Source organism: Bradyrhizobium sp. AUGA SZCCT0431 (assembly GCF_018131065.1).
Classification (GTDB): domain Bacteria; phylum Pseudomonadota; class Alphaproteobacteria; order Rhizobiales; family Xanthobacteraceae; genus Bradyrhizobium.
The window spans coordinates 15,907-40,980 of sequence record NZ_JAFCLR010000033.1 but is presented as its reverse complement, the minus strand read 5'-3'; the positions used below and the strand labels follow the sequence as shown (position 1 = coordinate 40,980).

The following is a 25,074-nucleotide window of genomic DNA, read 5'->3' as shown; positions in this document are numbered from 1 at the left end:
TAACAGGACCTTCCGATGCATCCGGCGGCAAAACTGCAATTTGAGCGCGTTGTCGTCGAATTTGGGCGATGGCGGGCACTCGCCGAGGATGACCGGCCGCCCGCTCCGGCTTGGTGGTGGGGACCGGCGGTCGAGGTACGGGATATCGCCCTGACGCTACCGGAACGTTGGAGCGCCAGATTGGGTTTGCCCGATGGCGCGACTTACGCCGACGGCGCGGGCGTCCTGTTCCATTCCATGGCTGACCAGGTCATCCAGCCCTGGCCCTATGACTTTTCGCGCAAGGTGAGGTCCACGGATTCCGACGTGCGCGATTTGCATGCGCAGCCGTCAGATGACAGTGCTTTCCAGCCTTGAAGGCGAAGCCGATTCACGCGCATCGCCGGCGTCGGGTTGCAGCGGCGGCGAGGCCAGCAGTGGCTCGGTCCGAAGCATATCCGCCATCTGCCGCGGTGGCAGCGGTTTGCTGAACAGGAAGCCTTGCATTTCATCGCAGGCATGATTGCGCAGGAACGTTTGCTGCTCGATGGTCTCGACGCCCTCGGCGATGACGGTCATCCCCAGCGCCTTGCCCATGCTGATGATCGCCTGCGTGATGGCCTGGTCCTCTGAATCAACAGGCAGATCCCGGACGAAGGAACGGTCGATCTTGATGGTGTCGATCGGGAATTGCTTCATCAGCGACATCGACGAATAGCCGGTGCCGAAATCGTCGATTGCAAGCCGGATGCCGCGGTTCTGGATCGCGTCGAGCACCTTGATCGCCCGCGACACGTTGCGCATCACCATGCTTTCGGTGACTTCGAGCTGCAGCAGCACCGGCGACATGCCGCTTGCCAGCAACGCCTCGTCGACATCATGCAACAAATTGGCGTCGGCGAACTGCCGCGGCGACAGGTTGACGGCCATCGTCACCGGCCGCAGGCCGCGGCGTTGCCAGGCCATGTTCTGCGCACAGGCTTCCGTCAGAACCCAGCGCCCGATCGGCACGATCAGCCCGGTCTCTTCCGCCAGCGGAATGAATTGCCCCGGCGATACCAGGCCGAGTTCGGGATGGTTCCAGCGCAACAGCGCCTCGACGCCGGTGATCTGGCCGCTCGCCATATCGACCTTCGGCTGGTAGTGCAGCGAGAACTGGTCGCGCTCCAGCGCGCGGCGCAGGGCGCTCTCCAGCGTCAGACGCTCGATCGACTGCGCCTTGATCTCCCTGGTGAAGAAGCGGAAGCTGTTCTTGCCGCCCTCCTTGGCAAGATACATCGCCATGTCGGCGTTCTTGGTCAGCGTCTGCATGTCGGCGCCGTCAGACGGATACATCGCGATGCCGATCGAGGCCGTGGTGTGGCACTCATGCCCGCTGAGCTGCAAGGGCTGGCTCAACACGGACAAGAGCCCGCCGGCGATGCGTTCGACCTCGTGACGTTCGGCGGCCTCTTCCAGAATCACGACGAATTCGTCGCCGCCGAGCCGCGCCACGACGTCGCTCGTACGCAGCGCGTCACGCAGCCTGCCCCCGATTTCCACCAGCAGCATGTCGCCGGCGTCATGGCCCAGCGAGTCGTTGATGACCTTGAACCGGTCGAGATCGATGAACAGCACCGCAAACGACCGCTGATAGCGCTCCGCGGCATCGATCGCCCGGCGCAGCATCCCGTTGAACATCTCGCGGTTCGGAAGGTTGGTCAGGCTGTCATGCGAGGCCAGATATTCGATCCGCTCGTCCGCCCGCATCTTCTCGTCGGCGCGGTCAAAATTCTCCAGCGCCAGCGATACATTGTCGATGAGCCGCTGCAGCAGTTCGGAGAATTCCGGCGTGAACGTATTCTTCTCGATCGCAACGAAGATCATGACGCCAACGACCCGCCCCCGCACCAGCAGCGGGTAGGCTGCGCTCGCACGGGTCCCATCCCTGCGGGCGCGCGCATGGAACACCTGGCTGCGCGGGTCGGCGAGGTAGTCGTTGATGATGCAGGGCTTGCCCGAGCGGATCGCCATGCCGGTGGACCCGCGTCCTTCCGGATGGGCCTTATTGGCGGACACCCGCACCTCGCGCGAACTGGCCGCGGTCGGTCCGGCGGCCGCGACAATGTCCAGGTAATCGTTGTCGGTTCTCGTTAGCGCAATGGAAGTGGCGGTAAACTTGCCGCCGTTTGCGGTGGCCTGGCACACCAGATCGAACAACTCGTTGCGCGAACTTGCCCGCACGATGGCTTCATTGGTCGCGCTGAGTGCCGCGAGCATGCGCGTCAGACGTTCTTTCTGCTCCTCGGTCTTCGCCTTCTCGTCGGCGCGCTCGAACGTCTCCAGCGAGAACGACACGTTGTCGGCGAGCCGTTGCAGGAGTTCGGTGAATTCAGGCGTGAACGCGTCCCTTTGCAAGGAGACGTAGAGCATGACGCCGACCACCTGCCCGCGCACGAAGAGCGGAAAGCCGGCGGCTGATCTGGAGCCGAGTTCGCGGGCCTTGGCGTGAAATGCCGCGGCACGCGGATCGGTAAGATAGTCGTTGAAGATACAGGCCTGGCCCGAGCGGAACGTTATCCCGCAAACACCGCGGCCTTCCGGATGCGCTTCATTAATCGACAGGGTGACCTGCCGCGCGCTCTGGCCGGTCGGACCCGCGCCGGCCACGATTTCCATGAAATCGCTGCCGGGCTTTGCCAGCGCGATGGTGGTGGAGGTGAACCTGCCGCCGGTCGCCGCCGCCTCGCAAACCAGTTGATACAGCTCGTCGCGTGACCCCGCCCGAACGATCGCCTCATTGGTCGCGCTGAGCGCCGCGAGCATGCGTGTCAGGCTCTCCTTCTGGCGCTCGGTCTTCGCTTTCTCGTCGGCGCGATCGAAACTTTCGAGCGCAAAAGACACATTGTCGGCCAGCCGTTGCAACAGCTCGGCAAACTCCGCGGTAAACGTGTCCGCCTGGGAGGAAATGAACAGCATCACACCGACGATCCGCTCCTCGACCAGCAGCGGAAACGCGGCGCCTGACCTTGCGCCATCGTTGTTAATCACCTGATCGAACGCATTGTTTCGCGGGCCTGCCAGGAAATCGTTGTTGATGCAGGCCTGCCGGGAACGGAACGCCGTCCCGCAGACCCCGCGGCCTTCCGCAACAGCCGCGCTGATCGAGACCTTCAGACGGCGGGCGTTTTCCGCCGTCGGCCCGGCCGAGGCAACCATGTTGAAGGAATCGCTGTCTGACCTGACGAGGAGGATGCTGGTCGAATTGAAGCGCCCCCCCTGTGCTGCGGCAGCGCATACCAGTTCGAACATCTCGGTGCGGGACCTCGCCCGCATGATCGCTTCATTGGTCGCGCTGAGCGCCGCGAACATCCGCGTCAACCGTTCCTTCTGTTCGTCGGCTTTCGCCTTGGCGTTGGCGCGTTCAAAGTTTTCAAGGGCGAACGAGACGTTTTCCCCGATCCGCGCCAGCAACGCGATGATCTCCTCATCCGCCGCCCATGCCTTGCCGACAAAGAACATCACGACGCCGACGCTTTGCCCGGCCTTGATCAGGGGCACGGCGACGCAGGCAACGACGCCGGCCTCGCGTCCGACCTGCTGCCACACTCGGCTCAGCGTAATATCGTGGTTGACGCAAAGCCGCTGCGTCCGGAACGCCTGACCGGCAACGCCCTTGCCGTAGTCATTGTCGGCATCGATCGAGAAGCGTGTCCGGGTCAGCAGATCGAGGCTTTCGCCGGTGCCGGCCGCAGGCTTCAGCCAGATCGAAGCCGGTTCTGACAGCAGGACCACCGTCGCGACCGACTTTCCGCTGTAAACGGCGGCATCGCAAACGCGCTGATAAAGTTCCTGTTCGGTCTTGGCACGAAGAATCGCTTCGTTGGTCGCGCTGATGGCGCCGAACATGCGGTTCAGCCGCCGCATCGTCCGCTCGCCGTCCTTGCGCGCAGCTTCATGATCGAAATTGTCGAGGGCGAATGAAATGTTCGCCGACATGCGTTCGAGCAATGCGACGACCGGGGCGTCGATCGACCCGACTTCGCGCCGCGTGACGAGGAAGACGCCGATGCTGCGGCCGTTGCAGGTCAGCGGCAACCCCGCGGCCGCGCCGACCAGTCCGGCCGCGGCGCCCTGGCGCCAGGCCAGCGAATGCGCGTCGCTGAGATAATCGTTGCTGACGCAGAGCTTCTGATCGCGAAAGGCCTGACCGCAAACCCCCGAGCCCTCCGGGGTATCGGCCAGGATCGAAATGTCGATGCCGCGCAGCCTTGCGGTGTCTTCGCCGAAGCCGGCCGCAAACCGAAGCAGATTGGTATCCGGGTCCAGCAAAAAGACGGCGGTCGCCAGGAAGTCCCCGCTGGAGAAAGCGGCTTCACAGACCTTTTCGTACAGTTCTTCCGGTGATTTCGCGTACAGGATCGCTTCGTTGGTCGCATTCAACGCCGCAAATGTACGCGCGATACTGGTCTTCACGGCTCTCGAACTCCCAGCAGACAATACGGGCCTGCTGCCCCACGGGATTTTATGCGCGGGAGAGGCCTAAATGGTCGTTATTGGCGGGTGGAAGTTGCGATTCAGAGTAAATGCCTGCCCAACATCGCAAGGCCGTCCTCCGAAGAACTACGGTTCCGTTCACGATTTATCAGCCATGGCAGCGGCGGTGCCTCCGGCGGCCAACGGCCTGGGCGGCGCGGCAGCCAATTTTCGTCAGATGAAATCCGAACCGCGCGAGCCCGCCTCACGGGCATGCCCGGTACGGATATTCTGCCCTTGCTCTCCCGCCACCGCTTTGAGACCATGCTTCGACAACAACAAGCAAGACCCGCTGCTCGCGGGCATTCGATGAGGAAACCCATGCCGATCGTTCAGGCCGACCGTCTCACACGCATCGGCGCGGCACTGCTCAGGGCCGCCGGCGCATCGGACGAGGAAGCCAAAGCGGTCGCCGTCGGCTGCGTCAACGCCAACCTCGCCGGCCACGATTCCCACGGCATCATCGCGATCCCGACCTATATCGACCGCGTCAAGGCCGGCCATATCGTGCCCGGGGCGAAGTGGACCATCGTGCAGGAATCGCCGACCACGACCGTGATCGACGGCCATTGGGGTTTCGGGTTTCACGTCAACGCCAAGGCGATGGCGCTGACGATCGAGAAGGCGAAGACCGCCAATGTCGCGGCCTGCACGGTGTTTCGCCAGAGCCATGTCGGTCGGCTCGCCGCCTATCCATTGATGGCGATGCAGGAGGGCATGATCGGCATTGCGACCGCCGACTCCGGCCGCTCGCCGAAGATCGTGGCGCCGTTCGGCGGCCGCGAGGCACGGCTCGGCACCAACCCGATCTCGATTGCCGTTCCCTCTGATCTCGACGCGCCGTTTTATCTTGACATGGCAACCTCGGCCGTCGCCGCCGGCAAGATTGCGCTGGCCGTGTCGCGCCACGAGGAAATCCCGAAGGGATGGATCGTCGATGCCGAGGGACGGCACACCACCGACCCCAGGGAATACAAGAAGGGCGGCGCCCTGCTGCCGCTCGGCGGCAGCGAGGGTTACAAGGGCAGCGGCCTTGCCGCGATGGTCGAGGTGTTGTGCGGGCTGCTCACCGGGCTGGGCTTCGGCGTCGAGCCGACCGGCCGCCACAATGACGGATGCTTCATGGCGGTGTTCAACGTCGCGGCGTTCCGGCCGCTGAAGGATTTCAAGAAGGAAGTCGCCGAATTCGCGCGCTATCTGAAGCAGACGCCAACGTCCGAAGGTTCCACCGGCGTGTTCTATCCCGGCGAGGTCGAATATATCCGCGAACAGCAGCGCAAGGCTTCCGGCATCGAAATCGAGGACGCGACCTGGGACAAATTGCGGGCGCTGGCCAGCGAGTACAAGCTCGCGGCCGAACTCGATCTGACATGAAGCCGCGCTTGGCCGATACAGGGAGAACGATATGACACGGCAAATGGCGATGGTCGGCTTCCTGCAGGCGCAGAACTGCACCAATTTGCCGAGCTCCTGGCGGCACCCGGAATCGCGCGACGATTCGATGTCGGCCGATTACTATCAGGAGATCGCCCGGATTCTGGAAGCCGGCAAATTCCACATGGCGTTCTTCGACGATCGCCTGGCAATGCCGGACCGCTACGGCAATGACCACGCCCACACGGTCGAATACGGCATCCGCTGCGTGAAGATGGATCCGATCGTGGTACTGACCACGATGGGCATGGTCACCGAGAAACTTGGATTGGCCTCGACCTGCTCGACCACCTATTTCGAGCCGTTCGATGTCGCGCGCCGCTTCGCCACCCTCGATCTGATGACAGGCGGACGCGCCGGCTGGAACGTGGTCACCTCGCTCAATGACGGCGAGGCCCACAACATGGGCAAGGATGCCCATCTCGAGCATGACTTCCGCTACGACCGCGCCGACGAATTCATGGAAGTCGTGCTCGGCCATTGGGACACCTGGGAAGACGGCTCGCTGATCATGGACAAGAACAGCGGCCGCTTCGCCGATCCGGCCAAGGTCAGGCGGCTCGACCACAAGGGCCAATTCTTCAAGTCGCGCGGTCCATTCACCGTGCCGCGCTCGGCGCAGGGTCATCCCGTCATCATCCAGGCTGGCGCGTCCGGCCGCGGCCAGCGCTTTGCGGGGCGATGGGGCGAGGTGATCTTTACCGCCGCGCGCAACGTGGCCGCCGCCAAGGAAGGTTATGCGGCGGTTCGCAATGAAGCCGTAAAGGCTGGCCGCGACCCCGACCAGATGCGCCTCTGCAACCTCACCACGCCTGTCTGCGCCGCAACCAAGGCCGAAGCCGAAGACAAGATGGCAATCATCAACAAGCTGCCGCTGGAGATCGATGCGCTGTCGCTGCTCGCGGAAGCGTTGAACTACGACTTCGCCTCCAAACCGCTCGACGAGCCCCTGACAACAGAAGAGCTCAAGAGCATGCAGGGCATCCTGGGCATTCGCGACGGCGTGCTCAAGAATTCAGGCAAGACCAATCCCAGCGCGCGCGACTTCGTCACCTTCTCCGGCCGCGGCCAGGTGCAGGACGCGATCGTCGGCGGCCCGAAGGAGATCGCGGACAAACTCGAAGAGATGTTCGTCGAGCGCGGCTGCGACGGCTTTGTCATCGCCGCCACCATCGTGCCCGGCTCCTACGCCGACTTCGTCAGGCATGTCGTGCCGGAACTGCAGCGGCGCGGCCTGTTCCACAAGGATTATGCCGGCAAGACGTTGCGCGAGAATCTAGGCCTGCCGCGCACCGCCGCCGGCGCCTGGAAGGCCAAGCCGCAGGCCGCAGCCGAATAAAGCAAAGGACACTTCATGCGTTGGCTCAAATTCACCGCCGCCGGCAACACATCCTGGGGCCTCGTCGAGGGCGACAAGGTCATGTCAGTCAGCGGCGATCCGTTCGGCGAATGGCAGCGCAGCGCGCAAACCCATGCACTCAAGGACGTGAAGATCGAACTGCCGCTGATCCCGCGCACGTTCTATTGCGTCGGCCTGAATTATCTGAAGCATCTCAAGGAAGCCGCCGACAAGGCCGGCACGGTTCCGAACGTCCCGGACCGCCCCGAGATCGGTTATCGCGCGCAGAACGCGCTGATCGCCCATGATGAGGACGTGGTGATCCCGGCGACCGCGACCGAGAAAATCCATTACGAGGGTGAACTCGTCGTCGTCATCGGCAAGAAGGCAAAACACCTGACCGAAGCCAACGCGATGTCCTGCGTGTTCGGCTACACCATCGGCAACGACGTCAGCGAACGGACCTGGCAGAAGGCCGATCGCAGCCTGTGGCGATCCAAGAACGCCGACACCTTCAAGCCGATGGGGCCCTGGATCGAAACCGACGTCGACCTCGACCGGATGGAAACCGCGATCCGGGTCAACGGCAAGGAAACCGGCCGCTTCCGTACCAACGAGATGATCTTCGGCATCGTGCCGTTCATCGTCGAACTGACGAAATATTTCACGCTGTGGCCGGGCGACGTGATCTGGATGGGCACCGACGGCGCCTCGCCGGATCTGAAGGCCGGCGACGTCGTCGAGATCGACATCACCGGCATCGGTACCCTGCGTAACAGGTTCGTGGCGGATAAACGTTAGAGCGTTTTCCAGCGAAGTGGACTCCGGTTCGCGTCAAGAAAACGCGTCAAAACAAGAATCCAGAGCCCCGTTCCAATTCCATCGGAACGGGGCTCTAGGGCGCCTATTCGATCTTGATCCCGGCGTCCTCTATCACCTTGCGCCAGCGCGTTTCCTCGACGCTGAAATAGCGGTCGAGTGCTGCGGGCGGCTCTGCCACCATGACGAGGCCTTCGTTGACGCCGAGTTTCTTGAACGCCTCCGACTGGACGGCCTTGGCGGCCGACTTGTTCAGGAGGTCGATGATCTCTGGCGGCGTTTTGGCGGGCGCGTACAGGCCGTACCAGGCTTCGGCCGCGTAACCGGGAACACCGGCTTCCGACACCGTCGGCAATTCCGGGAAGGCCGGCGAGCGCTCGGCCGACGTCACCGCGATCGCGCGCAACTGGCCGGCCGCGACCAGCGAGGCGGCGCTGGCGACCGTGGTGAAGATCACCTGGATCTGTCCGCCGAGCAGGTCGGTGATCGCGGGCGCCGCGCCCTTGTAGGGCACGGTGGTCAGGTTGACCTTGGCCATGTGCTTGAACAATTCGCCGGCCAGATGCGCCGAGGTGCCGGTGCCATAGGTGCCGTACGACAATTTATTGGGCTCGGCCCTGGCCACCGCAATCAGGTCGCCGATCGATTTGATCGGCGACGCCGGATTGACCACGACGAGGTTGAAGGAACGCGCGATCAACGCAACCGCCGCAAAATCCTTATGCGCATCGTAAGGCAGCTTCGCGTTCAGGCTTGGATTGACCGCGTTGGCAAAGGTCCCCATCAACAGCGTGTAACCGTCAGGCGCGCTGGCCGCGACCGACTGCGTGCCGATGATGGTGCCCGCGCCCGGCTTGTTCTCGATGATAATGGAAGCGCCGAGATCCTTGGCCATCTCCTGCGCCAGCGTCCGCGCGATCACGTCGGTGCCGCCGCCCGGTGCGAACGGCACCACGATCCTGATGGTCCGTTCGGGATAGGCGGCGAAGGCGTCCGTATTCGACACGACGGAAACCGCGACTAGCACGAGCAACGCAACAAGGCTCTTCGTGTGGCGCCGAATTCTCATGTTCGCATCCACCAAAGTTCGCGGTCGATCAGGGCCGTATGCCCGTAAATCTGGCGGCGCCCCACATCGATATTGAAGCCGAAGACCGGCAGCGCCTAAACCGCCGTCGCCTTGGCGAACTCGACATAGATTTCGCGCAGGCGATCGGTCATCGGGCCGGGCTTGCCGGTCCCGACTTTCTTGCCGTCGATCGATACCACCGCCTGCACGAACACGGTGGCGCTGGTGATGAAGGCTTCCTTCGCGGCGAGCGCCTCGTCCACCGTAAACGCGCGCTCCTCGATCCGGAGCTGGCGCTCTTGGGCGAGCTTGACCACCGCCTTGCGGGTGCAGCCCGGCAAGATCTCGCTGCCGTTCTGTCGCGTCACCAGCACGTCGTCCTGCGTCAGGATGAAGGCCGAGGACGAGCCGCCCTCGGTGACCTTGCCGTCCTCGATCATCCAGGCCTCGCCGGCGCCGGCTACGGCTGCGGCCTGCTTTGCCAGCACTTGCGCCAGCAGCGCTACGCTCTTGATGTCGCGGCGGGTCCAGCGCAGATCAGGCACGGTGATGACGGCGATGCCGGTTTTGGCCGACGGTGCGTTGATGATGTCCTTGACGGAGGTAAACATGATCAGCGTCGGCTTGACGCCCTTTGGAAACGCAAAATCGCGACCGGTGTCGGCGCCACGCGTCACTTCCAGATAGACCATGCCGTTGACGAGATTGTTGCGCGTCACCAGCTCCTTCTGGATTTCCTGAATCCGCTCGATGGTCTCGGGCAGTGCCAGCTCGATCTCGCCGACCGAACGCTCCAGCCGCGCCAGATGCGACGCATTGTCGATCAGTTTGCCGTCCAGCACCGCTGCGACCTCATAGATGCCATCAGCAAACAGGAAGCCGCGGTCGAGAATCGACACCTTGGCGTCGGCCATGGGCACGAATGAACCGTTGACGTAAGCGATCTGTTCCAAGCGAAGTCTCCTGAGGGCGATGACGTGAGTGCGGCGGACCTTATACGCAAATTGTTCGTACTGATAAACCTTCGCGGTCATTCCGGGGCGATGCGAAGCATCGAACCCGGAATCTCGAGATTCCCCGGTGCGCAATTGCGCACCTGCGGTCTGGTCCTTCGGACCATCCCGGAATGACGGTGGCGCTTAATGCGACAGAATCTTCGACAGGAATTTCTGCGCGCGGTCGCTGCGCGGCTTGCCGAAGAAGTCGTCTTTCAATGCATCCTCGACGATCTCGCCCTGATCCATGAAGATCACGCGATGCGCCACCTTTCGGGCAAAGCCCATTTCGTGGGTCACGACCATCATAGTCATGCCCTCGCGGGCCAGATCGACCATCACGTCCAGCACTTCGCTGATCATTTCGGGATCGAGCGCCGAGGTCGGTTCGTCGAACAGCATGGCGATCGGATCCATCGCCAGCGCGCGTGCAATCGCCACACGCTGCTGCTGTCCGCCTGACAGTTCGGCCGGGTATTTGTTGGCATGAACCTTCAATCCGACGCGGTCGAGCAGCTTGGCGCCCTTGGCCATCGCCTCGTCATGGGACCGGCCCAGTACCTTCTCCTGCCCCAGGCACAGATTCTCGATGATCCTCAGATGCGGGAACAGCTCAAAATGCTGGAACACCATGCCGACGCGGGCGCGCAGCTTCGGCAGGTCGGTCTTGGGATCATTGACCTTGATGCCGTCGAGGATGATCTCGCCTTCCTGGATCGGCTCCAGCGCGTTGACGCATTTGATCAGCGTCGACTTGCCCGAGCCTGACGGACCGCACACGACAACCACTTCGCCCTTGGCGACCTTGGTCGTGCAATCCTTCAACGCCTGGAAGGTCGGCCCGTACCATTTATTGACGTGATTGATTTCGATCATGCGCGTTCCCTAACGGACAATACTGATACGCGCCTGCAGGCGCCGGACGGCGAACGAGGCGACGCAGGAAATCGTGAAATAGACCACCGCCGCGAACAGATACATCTCGACCAGCCGGCCGTCGCGCTGCGCCACCTTGCTCGCCGCGCCGAGGAAATCCGGCATCGAAAGCACGTAGACCAGCGAGGTGTCCTGGAACAGCACGATGGTCTGGGTCAGCAGCACCGGCAACATGTTGCGGAACGCCTGCGGCAGCACGACGTAGCGCATGGTCTGGGCGTAGGTCATGCCGAGCGCATTGGCCGCGGCAGGCTGGCCCTTGGAGATCGACTGGATGCCGGCGCGCATGATCTCGGAAAAATACGCCGCCTCGAACATGATGAAGGTGACGAGCGCGGAGGTGAAGGCGCCGACGCTGATCGGGCGCGACGCGCCGGTCAACCATTGCCCGACATAAGGCACCAGGAAATAGAACCAGAAGATCACCAGCACCAGCGGCAGCGACCGCATGAAGTCGACGTAAAGCCCGGCGATGCGGCCGAGCACCTTGAAACCGGACAGCCGCATCAGCGCGATCAGCGTGCCGAAGATGATCCCGCCGAGCGCAGAGAGCCCGGTCAGGGTCAGCGTAAACGCCATGCCGTCGAGAAACAGGTAGCCGAGCGAACGGCGGATGACGTCAAAATCGAAATTGGCGAACATGTGGTTATTTCCCCGTGATGTAGCCGGGGATCGCCAGGCTGCGTTCGAGGAAGCGCATGCCGGTGACGACGATGACGTTGATCAACAGATACATCACGGTCGCGGCGGTGAAAGCCTCGAACACCTGGAACGAGAACTCCTGCATCGACCGCGCCTGGCCGGTCAGTTCGATCAGGCCGATGGTGATCGCGACCGCCGTGTTCTTGATGGTGTTGAGGAACTCCGAGGTCAGCGGCGGCATGATGATTCGAAACGCAATCGGCAGCAGCACGTAGCGATAGGCCTGCAACGTGGTCAGCCCGAGCGCGGTCGCTGCCTGCTTTTGCCCGCGCGGCAGCGAGGCGATGCCGGCGGCCAATTGCACGGCGACGCGCGCCGACATGAACAGCCCGATCCCGATCGCCGCGGTATAGAACGGCGCATTGGGCATCTGCTTCAGCCACAGCCCCCAGCTGCGCGGCAGCAGTTCCGGCAGCACGAAGAACCAGAGGAACAGCTGCACCAGGAGCGGCATGTTGCGGAAGAATTCGACCCAGGCGAAGCCGATCCAGTAGGCGGTCTTCGACGGCAGCGTCCGCAAGACGCCGACAATCGAGCCGAATATCAGCGCGATGATCCAGGCGAAGATGCCGGTCTGGATGGTAAGCCACAGTCCCGACAGCAGCATATGGAAATAGGTCCCGGTCCCGCCCGGGGCCGGGTCGAAGAAGATGCTCCAGTTCCAATTATAATTCACGTAGGCCTACCGTCCGCTGCGCCACTGAAACGTGCCCATGCAATGGTTGGGCCATTGCATGGGCAGAAGCACCTATTTGCTTATTTGTAGGCGTCCGGATCCGGCGAGTCAGACGGCTTGGCGTACTGGTTCTTCAGCTCCGCGCTGATCGGCGAGTTCAGGTTCAGGCCCTTGGGCGGGATCTTCTGGGTGAACCACTTGTCGTAGATCTTCTGGCCCTCGCCGCCCGTATAGAGCGCGGCGGTGGCGGCATCGACCACCTTCTTGAAGGCCGGGTCGTCCTTGCGCAGCATGATGCCATAGGGCTCCGGCTTGGAGAACGCGTCCTTGGAGATCACGTAGTCATCCGGCGCCTTCGAGCCGGCAACCAGGCTCGCCAGCAGGATGTCGTCCATCACGAACGCCACCGCGCGGTCGGTCTCGACCATCAGGAAGGCTTCGGCGTGGTCCTTGGCCGGAATGATATTGGCGCCGAGCTTTTTCTCCGCATTGGCTTCGGTCAGCTGCTTGATGTTGGTGGTGCCCGATGTCGAAACCACCGCTTTGCCCTTCAGATCGTCGATCGAGTTGATCTTGCTCGACTTCTTCGAGACGTAACGGCTCGCGGTCAGGAAGTGGGTGTTGGTGTAGGCGATCTGCTTCTGGCGCTCGGCGTTGTTGGTGGTCGAACCGCATTCCAGATCGATGGTGCCGTTGGCCAGCAATGGAATGCGGGTCGACGACGTCACCGGATTGAGCTTGACCTCGAGCTTGTCGAGCTTGAGCTCCTTCTTCACGGCATCGACGATCTTGTAGCAGATGTCCATGGCGTAGCCGATCGGCTTCTGGTTGTCATCGAGATAGGAGAAGGGAATCGATGAGTCCCGGAAGCCGAGCGTGATGGCGCCGGTATCCTTGATGTTCTTCAACGTTCCGGTGAGTTGTTGCGCCATCGCCGGTCCGGCATAGAACGTGCCGGCAAGCAGACAGCCGATAATCAGACGGTGTTTCACGTAGGTTCTCCCTCTTATGGGTTTGAGATTTCTCATCTACCCGATCTCGACGACCTGGAAGGTGATTTGGCCGATGATCTCGCGGCGGACCTTTCCTGATGGCCGCCATCGTGTCCGGCACTATACCTGCACAATTCAGACCAGAACAGATTTAGTGACCGCTGGCTATTCATACGATCGCGAAACGCGACCATCGACAAGGGGAGCGCCCATTTGTCGCCGCCGACCGCCGTCAGCCCCTTGCGGCCAGATGCCGCCACGGTGCTCTCGGGAAGCCAGGCGACGCCGCGGCCGGCGAGCGCCATTTCGCACAGCACGTCGGACATATCGCTTTCGATCACCCGGGTGCCGGAAACCGGGGCATTCTCCAGGATGAGATCGACCAGGCGCGCAAAATAGACGCCCGGCGAGTACATCAGAAGCGGCACCGGATGCGTCGGCCGGCCGGGCAGCGAGGCACTCCCCTTCGTCACCAGCGCCTGGCTGGCATAGGGCCGCAGGTATTCGGTGCCGAGGATCGCACGTTCATAGCGGTCCGGATCGAGATGGATCGGCTGCTGGGCGTGGTGGTAACAGATCATCAGGTCGACATTGTTCGAGACCAGCGAGGTGACGAGGTCGTGGATATTGCCGACCACGACCGAGCAGCTCAGGCGCCGTTCCTGTGACCAGAGCTGCCACCAATGCGGCAGGCGGGAAGTCGCCATCGCAAACGGCAACGCGATCCTTATATGTTCGTGACGCCGAACCGGCTTGCCGCCAAGCTCCACGCGCGCGTCCAGCATCTGCCGCAGCAACTCGCCGGCATGCTCGCGAAACCGCTCGCCCTGCGGCGTCAATTGTGTCGGATAGACGCTGCGGTCGATCAGATCGAAGCCGAGCCAGGCCTCCAGCGATTTGATCCGGCGGCTGAACGCGGCCTGCGAGGTATTTCGTCGCTCGGCCGCCCGCGTAAAGTTGCCGGTCTCGGCCACCATCAGGAAGTCCTGCAGCCAGCGCAGCTCCATCACGCACCTTGCCTGGACGCGTGGCGCCGCCGCGCCGACCTGCCGCGCCGCTCCAGGCAGCGCAAGGCAGCGAACAGCGTCGGGTGCTCGTTGCCGGTCAAGAATGTGATCCCCCATGCGCGGAACCTAGCCAATCGGCATGCGCCTTGACCAATGCAAGCTTTGCATCACGGCGCCCGGCCGTCGCCGAATGGTCCATCCCGATCAATCGGCGCCCTGTCATAACTCGGCCCGCAACCCGCCCAAAACCACCACCATCGCTAGCGTGCTACGCCGCGGCCGATGATGCAAGTTTTGCATTATGCGACCTTCGCATCAGTGGCGGCGAGTGAACGGCCTAGTCTGGCGGTGTCCACACCATCCAATTCGTCCCGGTCAAGCTACGTTTCGATCGGGCGGCCGTTTCAAAAAGAGACATCGAAATGAAAATTTGTGTGCTCGGCGCCGGCGTCATCGGCCTCACCACAGCATGGCGCCTCGCCGAAGCCGGACATGATGTCATCGTCGTCGACCGCAACGTTTCCACCGGGGCAGACGCCAGCGCTGCGAATGGCGGCCAGCTCAGCTACGCCTTCGTGGCGCCGCTGGCCTCGCCGGCGCTGTTGATGAAGCTTCCATCGCTATTGATGTCGAAGGGTTCGCCCATTCGCATTCGGCCCGGCTTGGACCCTGCTTTGGTGGCGTGGGGCGCGCGTTTCCTGCTCGCCTGCCGCTCGAACGCCGTGCAAGAGACCATTGGCGCCCAACTTGCGCTCGCCGCCTTGAGCCGGAGCGAGTTGGCGCAGCTGTCCGAGGCCCTTGGGCTCGCGTTCGGATTGAAGACTGCGGGTAAGCTCGTCGTATTCCGGACCCGGAAGGAATTCGACACGGCGCGAGCCGCAATTGCCAGGATGGGCACCGGTGATGACCAGCAACAGGTTCTGACACCTGCCGAGTGCCTGGCGCTGGAGCCTGGACTCAAACTCGACGTGCGCGAGCTCGCGGGCGGGGTTTACACGGCCTCCGAGCAAGTCGGCGATTGTGCGGCGTTCTGCGCCGCGCTCACGGCCCGCATGAAGCAGCGAAGCAACATCGAATGGCTGCTGGGCGCGCCGGTGGTTGGGCCGGTTCGATCGGGCGGCCGCCTCTTCGCGGTCGAGACCACAAAAGGGCGTGTGCAGGCGGACCGCTTTGTGCTGTGCATGGGCGCGGCATCGCGTGCCTTTGCGCGCGCTTGCGGATTCTACCTGCCGATCTATCCGGTCAAGGGTTACAGCATCACCTTGACACCGCCTGACGATACCCACGCGCTTCGCCACAGCGTCACCGATATGGAACGCAAGCTGGTGTTCGCGCCGCTCACGTCCGGCGAACGGACGACGATAAGGGTCGCGGGCATCGCCGACCTCGAGAGTGGTGATGCCAGGATCGATTTCAGGCGCATCGACACGCTGCGCCACGCTTCAGCCGAGTTGCTCGGTATCGACGCGAGCGGCGACGTCCAGCCCTGGTGCGGGCTTCGCCCGATGACGCCCGACAGCCGCCCAATCATCGGCTGGTCGCCGCTTGATGGCCTGTTCATCAATTCAGGCCATGGCATGCTCGGCTGGACGCTTGCCTGCGGCAGCGCGCGGCTGACGGCGGATTTGATTGATCGCAGGCCGCCGGTGATCGAAGGCGGACCCTTCGCCTTGCACCGCGCGGCTTGAAGCGGCGACGGCTGCTAGCCGGTGGCTTTAGCCGACGCGACTATCTGGGCCAGCACCGGTTCAATGTAACGACGAAACTGTTCGGGGTTCTCGCTCATCGGAAAATGGCCGAGCTGCTCCATGATGGTGACATGGGCGCCCCTGATCGCGGCCGCCGTGCGCTTGGTATCTTCCGGCGTGCAGGAGAAGTCATATTCGCCGGTGAGCAGAAACAGCGGGCACACATCGGTGTCGATGTTCTCGACCCGGCCGCGCAGATCGCCGTCGACCCGATAGAAATACAGATCGCCCTTGAAGACGCCGGGTCCGCCCTGCTTGTAACCCCATAGCGTCTCGGTCCGCGCCGCTTGTGGGCCCTGAGGCGCAATCAGACCCGACACCAGCGCGGCGCAGACTTCGCCGCCATGAACGTCGGGGCGGTTGAGCCATGTGGTATCGTACCACGGAGCCTGAAAATCGGCGGCTTCCAACCCAATCAGCGCCCGGAATTCGGCGGCGTGATCGATCGCGAGATTGAGCACGATGCGGCCGCCGATCGAGCAGCCCATCACCACCGGCTTGTCCAGTTTCAGCGCCTTGCAGAAGGCGCGGATGGTTTCGGTGTAGCGCGCGGTGGTGAGCTGATATTCCTCGCCGGTCCAACTCGCCGGCGGATTCGATTTGCCGTGCCAGGGCATGTCGAAGGCGATGATCCGAAAATGCTTCGCAAACTCCGCGTCGGCGAGCAGATGCCGCCATTGCCGGGCATCGGAGCCCGCGGTGTGCAGGCACACCAGCGGAATGCCGGCGCCGTTTTCCTCGAAATAGATCCGATGCATTTCGCCGCCGATGTCGACATGGACATAGCGGCCGATCATCGGCTCGACATAGGCGCTCATGATGCCGCCACCGCGAAATGCTGCCGCGGCAATGCCAGCACATCCTTGAAATATTGCAGATGCGTCATGAAGGGATGCAGATCGCCCTCGATAGTAGCCTCGCCGCGCTTGGTCAGAGCGAGCAGATCATGCCAGCCCGGCCGCGGCGCGGGTTGCCAGTACGCGGCCCAGGCCGCGGGCGAGGTGCGATAGGAAAACCGCCAGGAGCGCATCAGCACCGGCGCGGGCGTCAGGTCGACGATGCGGCCGGCACGGATGGGGGCTGAAAAGGATGGCCGGTTGGCCCGAGCAGACATTCGCAATCGAGGAACCGGCCGCGAACGATCAGCGCCGGCGGCTGATCGAGCAGCGCGGGGATTGTCGCGAATGCCTTGATAACCGCAGTGTCAGTCGCGTTCAACGCTGAACTCATGTGCTCCAGGAGGTTTCCGGCAGTAACGGCATCGGGGAAACATCGCGACATGATGGCCCGAACATTCCCTGCTCGCAAGGTTTGCGGCACGGCGTTGACGCCGTGCAACAATGCTTCCCGCACACGACGACCCATTAAATTCCGTATCTCGGGATGCCGCGGCAGACCAATTGTCGCAGATGTCAATTCCAGCCAATTGCTGAGCCGATTGCATACGTTAGCGCGGTCAACGCGCTTTTCTTCTCCTGCGTTTTCAGGGAAGATTGAAGGCATCAAAGAGAAACAAAGAGCCCTCGCTTCCAGCGGGGCTGCAAGGGAGAGTTTGAGATGTCGAGACCAAGCCGTTTGATGTTCGCTGTCGCCGCCGTCGGCATGCTGATATCCGCTGCCGCGGGCGCGCAGGAATATCCCACCAAGCCGATCACCCTGATCGTGCCGTGGCCGGCGGGCGGATCGACCGACCTCACGATGCGCGCAATCGCCGAAAGCGCCTCGAAGGTTCTCGGCCAGCCGATCGCAATCGACAACAAGGCGGGCGGCAGCGGAACGGTCGGCCCGGCCACCATGGCCGCGGCCGCCAAGCCGGATGGCTACACCATCGGGCAGTTGCCGATCACCGTCTTCCGCCTGCCGCTGATGCAGGAGGTGTCGTGGGATCCTGCCAAGGATTTCAGCTACATCATTCACCTCACCGGCTACACCTTTGGCGTCACTACCAGTGCCGAATCGCCGTTCAAGACCTGGAAGGATGTCGTCGACTTCGCCAAGCAAAATCCCGGCAAGGTGACCTACGCGACACCGGGCGCCGGAACGTCGCTCCATATCGGTATGGAACAGATCGCAACGCTGGCCGGCGTCAAGCTGACGCAGGTGCCGTTCAAGGGCGGCGCGGAAACCAACGCCGCGGTGCTCGGCCAGCACACCATGCTGCAGGCGGATTCGACCGGATGGCGCCCCTTGGTCGATGCCGGCAAGCTACGTCTCCTGATGGTGTGGACCTCGGTGAGGTCGCCGAATTTCCCCAACGTGCCGACACTGAAGGAGCTCGGCTACCCCATGGTCTATGATTCTCCGTTCGGAATCGCGGGCCCGAAGGGCATGGATCCGAAGATCGTCGCCAAGCTGCACGACGCCTTCAAGAAGGCGCTCGATGATCCCGCCGTGATCGCGACGCTTGCCAAATACGACATGGTGCCGAACTACAAGAACACCGAGGACTACAAGAAATTCGTCGCCGAGATCACCGATTCCGAACGCAAGGTGATCGAAACGCTGGGACTGGCGAAGAAGTAGAATAGACAATCCTCGTGTCCCGGACGCGGTGCGGCGCGAAGCGCTGCCCCGCAGAGCCGGGACCCACAACACAGCAAGATGGACCCCGGCTCTGCAGCGCATCACCATCGCGTGTGGATGACACGCGTAAACGCGCTTATGGTGCTGCGCAGCGTCCGGGGAACGGCTGAGAGAACAATCCATGAGCAATAACAGCAACGTCAAATTCCGCTTCAACAATTCCGAATTGTGGGGTGGGTTGATCGGGCTCGGGCTCGGCCTTTTCGTCATCCGGTCCGGGCTCAAGCTGAAACTGGGCACCATCAACGATCCCGGCTCCGGCTACGTGCTGTTCTACACCGGCATCCTGATGTGCCTGTTCGCGGCATCGATCATCATTGCGTCGCTCACCGAGGGCGGACCGACTTTCGGTTCGCGCTGGGAGAATGCGCGCTGGACCAAGCCGCTGATCGTCATCGCCTGCCTCGCCGCATTTGCCTTCTCGCTTGATACGTTCGGCTTTCTGCTGTCGTCGATCCCGTTGATGGTGCTGCTGTTGCGGCTGATCGATCCGGTGCGCTGGTCGCTGGCGATCCCGATTGCCGTGCTCGCTCCGCTCGGCATGTGGTGGATTCTGAAACGTTTGCTTTTGATCCAGCTGCCTTCGGGCATCTTTGAAATCGGTTGACCGCGATATGGATACGCTCATCAACGTCGCGCACGGTTTCGGCATCGCTCTGTTGCCGGTCAATCTGGTCTATTGCTTCATCGGCGTCTTCATCGGCACGCTGGTCGGCGTGCTGCCGGGGATCGGGCCGATCTCGGCGATGTCGCTGTTGCTGCCGATCACGCTGTCGGGAACGCCGGAATCCGGCATCATCATGATGGCCGGCATCTACTACGGCTCGATGTATGGCGGCTCGACCACGTCGATCCTGGTCAACATCCCGGGCGAAGCCGCTTCCGTCGTCACCTGCATCGACGGCCACCAGATGGCGAAACAAGGTCGCGCCGGGCCGGCGCTCGGCATCTCTGCGTTCGGCTCCTTCATCGCCGGTACCTTCGCGCTGATCGCCTTGATGCTGGTGGCGCCGTCGCTGGCCAGTGTCGCGATCGCGTTCGGGCCGGCGGACTATTTCAGCCTGATGGCGCTGGGCCTCGTGGTGCTGACCTTCCTCACGCAGGGATCGATGGCGAAAGCGCTGCTGATGGCCTGCATCGGCATCGTGCTTGGCCTCGTCGGGCTGGACAGCATCACGGCGCAGCCGCGCCTGACTTTCGGCCGGATTGAATTGATCGACGGCATCGGCCTCGTCCCCGTGGTGATGGGCCTGTTCGGCGTCGCCGAGGTGCTGTTCAATACCGAGCAGACCATCAAGCGCGACATCATCAACGCCAAGATCACGCAGCTGTTTCCGAGCAAGGAAGACTGGAAGGTCAGCACCGGGCCGGTCGCACGCGGAACCGTTCTCGGATTCTTCCTCGGCATCCTGCCGGGCGGCGGCGCTGTGATCTCGTCATTTGCGTCCTACGCGCTGGAGAAGCGGCTGTCGAAAACGCCGGAGCGTTTTGGCAATGGCGCGATCGAAGGCGTGGCGGGACCCGAAGCCGCCAACAATGCCGCGGCTGGCGGCGCCTTCATTCCGCTGATGACGCTGGGCATCCCGCCGAACGTGGTGATGGCATTACTGTTAGGGGCGTTCGTGATCCACGGGCTGCAGCCCGGCCCGTTGCTGATCACCCAGAACCCGGGCCTGTTCTGGGGCATCGTTGCCAGCATGTATATCGGCAATGTGATGCTGCTGGTGCTCAATCTGCCGATGATCGGGATGTGGGTTCAGCTGCTGAAGCTGCCGTACAACATCCTGTTCCCGCTGATCGTCCTGTTCACGATCATCGGTGTCTATTGCTCCAGCAACAACGTGTTCGACGTCTACGTCATGATCGCGTTCGGCGTGATCGGCTATTTCATGCGCAAGCTCGGCTACGAGCCGGCGCCGCTGGTGCTGGCCTTCGTGCTCGGGCCGATGCTGGAGAACAACCTGCGCAAATCGCTGATCCTCTCCCAGGGCGACCTGATGACCTTCGTGACACGGCCGATCTCGGCCACCTGCCTGGCGCTTGCGGTGGTGCTGCTGGTCGGACCGCTACTGCCCTCGCTGCGCAAGAAGCGCGAGCTGGTCGCGCTGGATGAAGGGGTTTGATCCCTCAAGCCCGCTAGAGCATTCGGTTCTGATAGAATCAGAACCGAATCTCTAGACTCTAGTTTTGACGCGTTTTCTTCACGCGAACCGGTATCCACTTCGCTCGAAAACGCTCTAGCCCGTCTTGATCACCTTCAGCGCACCCGGTTTCGCCGGCTGCGCCATTGCCCGTGTCAGGATCAGCGCTTCCTTCTTCAGCATCTCCGCAAGCTCGGTTTCGCGCCGCCTGATCCGGTCGCTGGAGGCGCCGACGCTCAGCGCCGCAATCACCTGCCCGGCATCGTCGCGGATCGGCACGCCGACCCCGCCCATGCCGGGAAGGGCGGCGTCGATCTGCACGGTATGGCCATGCTTGCGGGCAGCTATGATCCGCTCGCGCAGATATTTCGATGTGATGCGCGGCGATTTCGCCAGCCGCGGCATGATGACTTCGATGATGGCGTCGATCTCGGCATCCGGCAGCCACACCATCAGCGCAAGGCTGCCGGCGCCGACGCCGAGCGGCCGGCGGCTGCCGATCTGCAGGTAATTGGGCTGCAACGGATGGCTGCCGACGGAACGCGCCAGATACAGCGCCTCGACGCCGCTGCGCACCGACAACAGCGCGGTATCGGCCGATCGCTCCGAAAGCCGCAGCAGGCTCGGCTGCGCCAGTTCGGCGATGTCGACGGTGCGGCGCGCGCTGACCGCCATCACCCGCGCCTCCTGGCCGAGCTCGTAGGTTTTTGCGCCGGTCACGCGGGTGACAAAACCCTCCTCGATCAGCGAGCCGAGGATGCGCAGCGCCGTCGCCTTGTTCAGCGAGGTGGCGTCGGCGATCTCGGTGAGCCGCAGCGGCGAGTTCTGCGCCAGCACGCGCAGGATCGCGCAGACCTTCTGGATGGCGTTGAAATTGGCCGGCTGCCCGGCGACGGACAGCGATGGCTTCTTCTTGGGTGACGTCGCGTTCATGCCGCCCTTCCCCGCATCGCGCTCCCCTGATCCTAGAGAGCGCGGCGCGCGCGCGACAGAGCATTATTTCGCCTGACGATACGCGGAGCTAAATTTTATAGCGTGAAACGGCGTTTTCGCGCCGCAGCATCGTTCTTATTCCGTCACACGAACCATTAACGGCATCACGATTTACGCGGCATCTCGCCCAGATCCCAGAACAGGCCCGCCATGATGGCCAGCGCTTCCTCGGTGACCGGCAGGAGGATGTGTTCATCCGGTGCGTGCTGCGAGCAGCCGGGATAGGAATGCGGAATCCAGATCGTCGGCAGACCGAGCCCTTCGGCAAAGACGCCGTTGGGCAGCGAGCCGCCGATATTCGGCAGGATCGCCGGCGCCTTTCCGGTGGTCTGCCGGATCGAGTTCGCCGCCCAGTTGACCCAGGGGCTATCCAAATCGGTGCGCGACGCGCCAAACCTCTGCTGCCCGCTGACATCAACCATCGGAAAGCCATTGGCGTGCAGATAGGTCCTGACAGCGTCGACGACCTTTTCGTATTCGGTGCCGACCACGAAGCGAAGCTGCAGCACGGCACGAGCTACCCCCGGGATGGCGTTCGCCGGCTGCTCGATATTGCCCGATGACATCGCCAGCACTTCCAGCGTGTTCCAGGCATAGACCCGTTCGGCGGCCGACAGGCCATCCTCGCCCCAATTCTCGGAGACCTGCGGCTCATCCGCCGTGGGCTCGACCTCCACATCGGCAAGTGCTGCGCGGATCAGGTTCGAGATGCGCGGCGGCTTCATGATGTCGAGCTTCATCCGCCCCCGGTGATCGACCAGCGCGGCGATGGCGTTGGCCAGGATGGTCGCGGGGTTGGCGAGCAGGCCGCCCCAATTGCCGGAATGATTGCCGCCTTCGCGCAGGTTGACGTCGAGATGGATGCGCACGCCGCCGCGGCAGCCGAGGAAGATGGTGGGGCGATCCGCCGAAAGCCGTGGACCATCGGAAGCGAGCAACAGGTCGGCCTTAAGTTCCTGCTGCAGCGACTCGCAGACCTCAGCCAGATCCGGCGAGCCGATCTCCTCGCTGGTCTCGATGATGAACTTGGCATTGAACCCGAGCTTGCCGCCGCGGGCTTCGCGGACGGCGCGCAACGCCGCCATGTTGATGCTGTGCTGCCCCTTGTTGTCGGCGGTGCCGCGGCCGTAGACGCGATCGCCCTTGGTCGTGGTTTGCCACGGATTGAGATTGTCGCGCCATTCACCGACCATGCCACCCACGACGTCGCCATGGCCGTAGGAGAGGACCGTCAACAACGACGGATCCTCGCGATAGTCTGCCAGCAGGTACGGGCCCTTGCCGATCGGCGACTCGATCAGCCGGGTCGAAAACCCGAGCTCTTCAAAGGCAGGCTGCAGTCCTTCGACGAGATAGGCGCGCAAGGGATCGCCCGGCAACGGTTCCTGGCTCTGTGTAGGAAAACCGACCCGGCGGTTGAGCTCGGCGAGAAATTCGCCGGAGTGAAACTGCTGACGCACATTTTCAATCGCGTCGGCTCTCGTTGCCATGCTCTTTCCTTTTGCGCTCGTGAACGTATCGGCCCGTCAACGTAGCCAGATAATCCGTCTACTGGAAGTAGCAATAGTCGACCGAAATGGCCTTGCTAAGCCGTCCGGAATGCAACAATTTCGGCCAACAACCCGGCATCGACCGGGTGACCGACAGAAGCAACGGGCGTATCCCGGGAACATCCAAGGCTCACCATCATGAAGAAGCAGATCCGGCTCAACGCCTTTGCCATGAACTGCGTGGCGCATCAATCGCCCGGGCTGTGGACCCATCCGCGCGACCGTACCCTGGGCTATAACCGCCTGCCCTATTGGCTGGATCTCGCCAAGACGCTGGAACGCGGGCGGTTCGACGGCTTGTTTCTCGCCGACGTGCTCGGCGTCTATGACGTGTTCGGCTCCAGCCCCGACGCGGCGCTGCGCAACGCCACGCAGACCCCGGCGAACGAACCCTTGATGCTGATTCCCGCGATGGCGGCGGTGACGAAACATCTCGGCTTCGGCGTCACCAGCAATCTGTCGTTCGAGCCGCCCTATCCGTTCGCGAGGCGGATGTCGACGCTCGACCACCTCACCGAAGGGCGGGTCGGCTGGAACGTGGTGACCGGCTATCTCGACAGCGCCGCGCGCGGCGCCGGCAAGGACAAGCAGACCGCGCATGACGACCGCTACGATGTTGCGGATGAATATATGGAGCTGGTCTACAAGCTCTGGGAAGGCAGCTGGGAGGACGAAGCCGTGCTGCGCGACCGCGCGCGCGGCATCTTCGCCGACCCTGCGAAGGTGCACCCCATCTCGCATGAGGGCAATCATTACCGGCTCAACGCGATTCATCTGAGCGAGCCGTCGCCGCAGCGCACGCCGGTGCTGTACCAGGCCGGCACCTCGCCGCGCGGCCGGCAGTTCGCGGCCCGGCACGCCGAATGCGTGTTCATGTCGGGCCCGTCGGCCAAGATCATCGGGCCGCGCGTGGCGGCGATCCGTGACCTGGCACGCGAGATCGGGCGCAACCCGGCCGAGATCCTGATGTTCAGCATGATGACGATCATCCTCGGGCGCACCGAGGCGGAGGCGAAGGCGAAATACGCCGACTATCGCAAGCACATCAATCCCGAGGGCGCGCTGGCGCTGATGTCGGGCTGGACCGGCGTCGATTTCTCCAGCTACGACCTCGATCAGCAGGTCCGCCACGTCCAGAACGACGCCGGCCGCACCGCGCTCGACAACGTCACCCGCGCCGATCCGGACCGGGTCTGGACCGTACGCGAAGTCGTCGAGCATGTCGGCATCGGTGGCGCGGGGCCCGTCGTGGTCGGCACGCCCGAGAAGGTCGCCGACGATATCGAGGCCTGGTTCGAGCAAACCGACGTCGACGGCCTCAACGTCGCCTTCGCGACCTCGCCCGGCGATTTCGAGGATATCGCCGACATGCTGGTGCCGGAATTGACGCGTCGCGGGCGATACAAGAGCGCGTATGCCGAGGGCACGCTGCGCGAGAAGCTGTTCGGCGAGGGCCGCGCAAGGCTGACGGCGCAGCATCCGGCGAGCCAGTATCGGCCGGGTGCGCGGGTGAAGGCGGCGGAGTAGACCGTCTCCGTAGTCCGTAGGGTGGGCAAAGCGAAGCGTGCCCACCATTGAAGACCGAGATCTGGATAG

The 25,074-nt window shown here is 63.0% G+C and carries 21 protein-coding genes; 9 read left to right on the top strand and 12 right to left on the bottom strand.

All coding sequences use genetic code 11. From position 1 onward, the window contains the following. Positions 1 to 15: 15 nt before the first annotated feature. On the top strand, positions 16 to 357 hold the full coding sequence (locus JQ567_RS27295; RefSeq protein WP_212441676.1) for a hypothetical protein: 342 nt from the start codon (positions 16 to 18) through the stop codon (positions 355 to 357). Here JQ567_RS27295 and JQ567_RS27290 read toward each other — a convergent pair. Beyond that, the gene (locus JQ567_RS27290; protein WP_212441675.1) at positions 331 to 4,434 is read right to left on the bottom strand and encodes a GAF domain-containing protein; all 4,104 of its coding nucleotides are present in this window, start codon (positions 4,432 to 4,434) and stop codon (positions 331 to 333) included. The genes JQ567_RS27295 and JQ567_RS27290 overlap by 27 nt on opposite strands. 381 nt (positions 4,435 to 4,815) lie before the next feature. Between JQ567_RS27290 and JQ567_RS27285 the strand changes: the two genes are divergently transcribed. Genes JQ567_RS27285 through JQ567_RS27275 form a run of 3 tightly spaced genes read left to right on the top strand, consistent with a single transcriptional unit; the run spans position 4,816 to position 8,068 of the window. Next, entirely contained in the window at positions 4,816 to 5,868 is a 1,053-nt protein-coding gene (locus tag JQ567_RS27285) for an Ldh family oxidoreductase (protein WP_212441674.1), read from the top strand. 31 nt (positions 5,869 to 5,899) lie between these two features. Then, positions 5,900 to 7,267, top strand: a complete 1,368-nt coding sequence (locus tag JQ567_RS27280; protein WP_212441673.1) for an LLM class flavin-dependent oxidoreductase — start codon at positions 5,900 to 5,902, stop codon at positions 7,265 to 7,267. A gap of 15 nt (positions 7,268 to 7,282) precedes the next feature. After that, positions 7,283 to 8,068: a fumarylacetoacetate hydrolase family protein gene (locus tag JQ567_RS27275; RefSeq protein WP_212441672.1), complete on the top strand. Its 786-nt coding sequence runs from the start codon at positions 7,283 to 7,285 to the stop codon at positions 8,066 to 8,068. A 103-nt stretch (positions 8,069 to 8,171) separates the two neighbouring features. Here JQ567_RS27275 and JQ567_RS27270 read toward each other — a convergent pair whose 3' ends face one another. The 7 genes from JQ567_RS27270 to JQ567_RS27240 all read right to left on the bottom strand — a co-directional run bounded on the left by JQ567_RS27270 (position 8,172) and on the right by JQ567_RS27240 (position 14,463). Beyond that, positions 8,172 to 9,155, bottom strand: a complete 984-nt coding sequence (locus JQ567_RS27270; protein WP_212441671.1) for a tripartite tricarboxylate transporter substrate binding protein — start codon at positions 9,153 to 9,155, stop codon at positions 8,172 to 8,174. Positions 9,156 to 9,250: 95 nt separating this feature from the next. After that, entirely contained in the window at positions 9,251 to 10,108 is an 858-nt protein-coding gene (locus JQ567_RS27265; RefSeq protein ID WP_212441670.1) for a D-amino-acid transaminase, read from the bottom strand. Positions 10,109 to 10,294: 186 nt separating this feature from the next. Next, positions 10,295 to 11,026, bottom strand: a complete 732-nt coding sequence (locus JQ567_RS27260; protein ID WP_212262949.1) for an amino acid ABC transporter ATP-binding protein — start codon at positions 11,024 to 11,026, stop codon at positions 10,295 to 10,297. A gap of 9 nt (positions 11,027 to 11,035) precedes the next feature. Continuing rightward, positions 11,036 to 11,728, bottom strand: a complete 693-nt coding sequence (locus JQ567_RS27255; protein ID WP_212441669.1) for an amino acid ABC transporter permease — start codon at positions 11,726 to 11,728, stop codon at positions 11,036 to 11,038. Between the two features lie 4 nt (positions 11,729 to 11,732). Continuing rightward, positions 11,733 to 12,464, bottom strand: a complete 732-nt coding sequence (locus tag JQ567_RS27250) for an amino acid ABC transporter permease (RefSeq protein WP_212441668.1) — start codon at positions 12,462 to 12,464, stop codon at positions 11,733 to 11,735. An 80-nt stretch (positions 12,465 to 12,544) separates the two neighbouring features. After that, the gene (locus JQ567_RS27245) at positions 12,545 to 13,396 is read right to left on the bottom strand and encodes an amino acid ABC transporter substrate-binding protein (protein WP_249165752.1); all 852 of its coding nucleotides are present in this window, start codon (positions 13,394 to 13,396) and stop codon (positions 12,545 to 12,547) included. Between the two features lie 92 nt (positions 13,397 to 13,488). Next, positions 13,489 to 14,463, bottom strand: a complete 975-nt coding sequence (locus JQ567_RS27240; RefSeq protein WP_212441718.1) for a LysR family transcriptional regulator — start codon at positions 14,461 to 14,463, stop codon at positions 13,489 to 13,491. A 422-nt stretch (positions 14,464 to 14,885) separates the two neighbouring features. Here JQ567_RS27240 and JQ567_RS27235 point away from each other — a divergent pair, with 422 nt between their 5' ends. Further along, complete coding sequence (locus tag JQ567_RS27235; RefSeq protein WP_212441666.1) at positions 14,886 to 16,151, top strand: D-amino acid dehydrogenase; 1,266 nt, start codon at positions 14,886 to 14,888, stop codon at positions 16,149 to 16,151. A 14-nt stretch (positions 16,152 to 16,165) separates the two neighbouring features. Here JQ567_RS27235 and JQ567_RS27230 read toward each other — a convergent pair whose 3' ends face one another. Together JQ567_RS27230 and JQ567_RS27225 are read right to left on the bottom strand one after the other, a co-directional pair. Beyond that, positions 16,166 to 17,029: an alpha/beta fold hydrolase gene (locus JQ567_RS27230; RefSeq protein ID WP_212441665.1), complete on the bottom strand. Its 864-nt coding sequence runs from the start codon at positions 17,027 to 17,029 to the stop codon at positions 16,166 to 16,168. Beyond that, on the bottom strand, positions 17,026 to 17,325 hold the full coding sequence (locus JQ567_RS27225) for a hypothetical protein (protein ID WP_249165747.1): 300 nt from the start codon (positions 17,323 to 17,325) through the stop codon (positions 17,026 to 17,028). Before JQ567_RS27225 ends, JQ567_RS27230 begins: the two co-directional genes overlap by 4 nt. Before the next feature lie 443 nt (positions 17,326 to 17,768). On the opposite strand from JQ567_RS27225, the gene JQ567_RS27220 reads away from it, so the two are divergent. The 3 genes from JQ567_RS27220 (at position 17,769) to JQ567_RS27210 (ending at position 20,917) form a co-directional block, all read left to right on the top strand. Beyond that, positions 17,769 to 18,734 carry a tripartite tricarboxylate transporter substrate binding protein gene (locus JQ567_RS27220; protein WP_212441664.1) on the top strand — a complete coding sequence of 322 codons (966 nt, stop codon included), beginning with the start codon at positions 17,769 to 17,771 and terminating at the stop codon, positions 18,732 to 18,734. Positions 18,735 to 18,915: 181 nt separating this feature from the next. Beyond that, a complete protein-coding gene (locus tag JQ567_RS27215; protein WP_212441663.1) occupies positions 18,916 to 19,401 on the top strand; it encodes a tripartite tricarboxylate transporter TctB family protein in 486 nt (161 codons plus the stop codon). Positions 19,402 to 19,408: 7 nt separating this feature from the next. Beyond that, positions 19,409 to 20,917 (top strand): tripartite tricarboxylate transporter permease, encoded by a 1,509-nt coding sequence (locus tag JQ567_RS27210; RefSeq protein WP_212441662.1) that lies wholly within the window; start codon positions 19,409 to 19,411, stop codon positions 20,915 to 20,917. A gap of 114 nt (positions 20,918 to 21,031) precedes the next feature. Here JQ567_RS27210 and JQ567_RS27205 read toward each other — a convergent pair whose 3' ends face one another. Together JQ567_RS27205 and JQ567_RS27200 are read right to left on the bottom strand one after the other, a co-directional pair. Further along, entirely contained in the window at positions 21,032 to 21,868 is an 837-nt protein-coding gene (locus tag JQ567_RS27205) for an IclR family transcriptional regulator (protein WP_212441661.1), read from the bottom strand. A 164-nt stretch (positions 21,869 to 22,032) separates the two neighbouring features. Next, a complete protein-coding gene (locus JQ567_RS27200) occupies positions 22,033 to 23,418 on the bottom strand; it encodes a M20 family metallopeptidase (RefSeq protein ID WP_212441660.1) in 1,386 nt (461 codons plus the stop codon). A gap of 198 nt (positions 23,419 to 23,616) precedes the next feature. Here JQ567_RS27200 and JQ567_RS27195 point away from each other — a divergent pair, with 198 nt between their 5' ends. Then, positions 23,617 to 25,005, top strand: a complete 1,389-nt coding sequence (locus JQ567_RS27195; RefSeq protein ID WP_212441659.1) for an LLM class flavin-dependent oxidoreductase — start codon at positions 23,617 to 23,619, stop codon at positions 25,003 to 25,005. The last annotated feature ends 69 nt before the right edge of the window (positions 25,006 to 25,074 follow it).

Coding starts and splice junctions, on each gene's coding strand:
- JQ567_RS27295 (WP_212441676.1), top strand. CDS start 16: ATGCATCCGGCGGCAAAACTGCAATTTGAGCGCGTTGTCGTCGAATTT.
- JQ567_RS27285 (WP_212441674.1), top strand. CDS start 4,816: ATGCCGATCGTTCAGGCCGACCGTCTCACACGCATCGGCGCGGCACTG.
- JQ567_RS27280 (WP_212441673.1), top strand. CDS start 5,900: ATGACACGGCAAATGGCGATGGTCGGCTTCCTGCAGGCGCAGAACTGC.
- JQ567_RS27275 (WP_212441672.1), top strand. CDS start 7,283: ATGCGTTGGCTCAAATTCACCGCCGCCGGCAACACATCCTGGGGCCTC.
- JQ567_RS27270 (WP_212441671.1), bottom strand. CDS start 9,155: ATGAGAATTCGGCGCCACACGAAGAGCCTTGTTGCGTTGCTCGTGCTA.
- JQ567_RS27260 (WP_212262949.1), bottom strand. CDS start 11,026: ATGATCGAAATCAATCACGTCAATAAATGGTACGGGCCGACCTTCCAG.
- JQ567_RS27255 (WP_212441669.1), bottom strand. CDS start 11,728: ATGTTCGCCAATTTCGATTTTGACGTCATCCGCCGTTCGCTCGGCTAC.
- JQ567_RS27245 (WP_249165752.1), bottom strand. CDS start 13,396: ATGGCGCAACAACTCACCGGAACGTTGAAGAACATCAAGGATACCGGC.
- JQ567_RS27240 (WP_212441718.1), bottom strand. CDS start 14,463: ATGGAGCTGCGCTGGCTGCAGGACTTCCTGATGGTGGCCGAGACCGGC.
- JQ567_RS27235 (WP_212441666.1), top strand. CDS start 14,886: ATGAAAATTTGTGTGCTCGGCGCCGGCGTCATCGGCCTCACCACAGCA.
- JQ567_RS27230 (WP_212441665.1), bottom strand. CDS start 17,029: ATGAGCGCCTATGTCGAGCCGATGATCGGCCGCTATGTCCATGTCGAC.
- JQ567_RS27225 (WP_249165747.1), bottom strand. CDS start 17,325: ATGTCTGCTCGGGCCAACCGGCCATCCTTTTCAGCCCCCATCCGTGCC.
- JQ567_RS27220 (WP_212441664.1), top strand. CDS start 17,769: ATGTCGAGACCAAGCCGTTTGATGTTCGCTGTCGCCGCCGTCGGCATG.
- JQ567_RS27215 (WP_212441663.1), top strand. CDS start 18,916: ATGAGCAATAACAGCAACGTCAAATTCCGCTTCAACAATTCCGAATTG.
- JQ567_RS27210 (WP_212441662.1), top strand. CDS start 19,409: ATGGATACGCTCATCAACGTCGCGCACGGTTTCGGCATCGCTCTGTTG.
- JQ567_RS27205 (WP_212441661.1), bottom strand. CDS start 21,868: ATGAACGCGACGTCACCCAAGAAGAAGCCATCGCTGTCCGTCGCCGGG.
- JQ567_RS27200 (WP_212441660.1), bottom strand. CDS start 23,418: ATGGCAACGAGAGCCGACGCGATTGAAAATGTGCGTCAGCAGTTTCAC.
- JQ567_RS27195 (WP_212441659.1), top strand. CDS start 23,617: ATGAAGAAGCAGATCCGGCTCAACGCCTTTGCCATGAACTGCGTGGCG.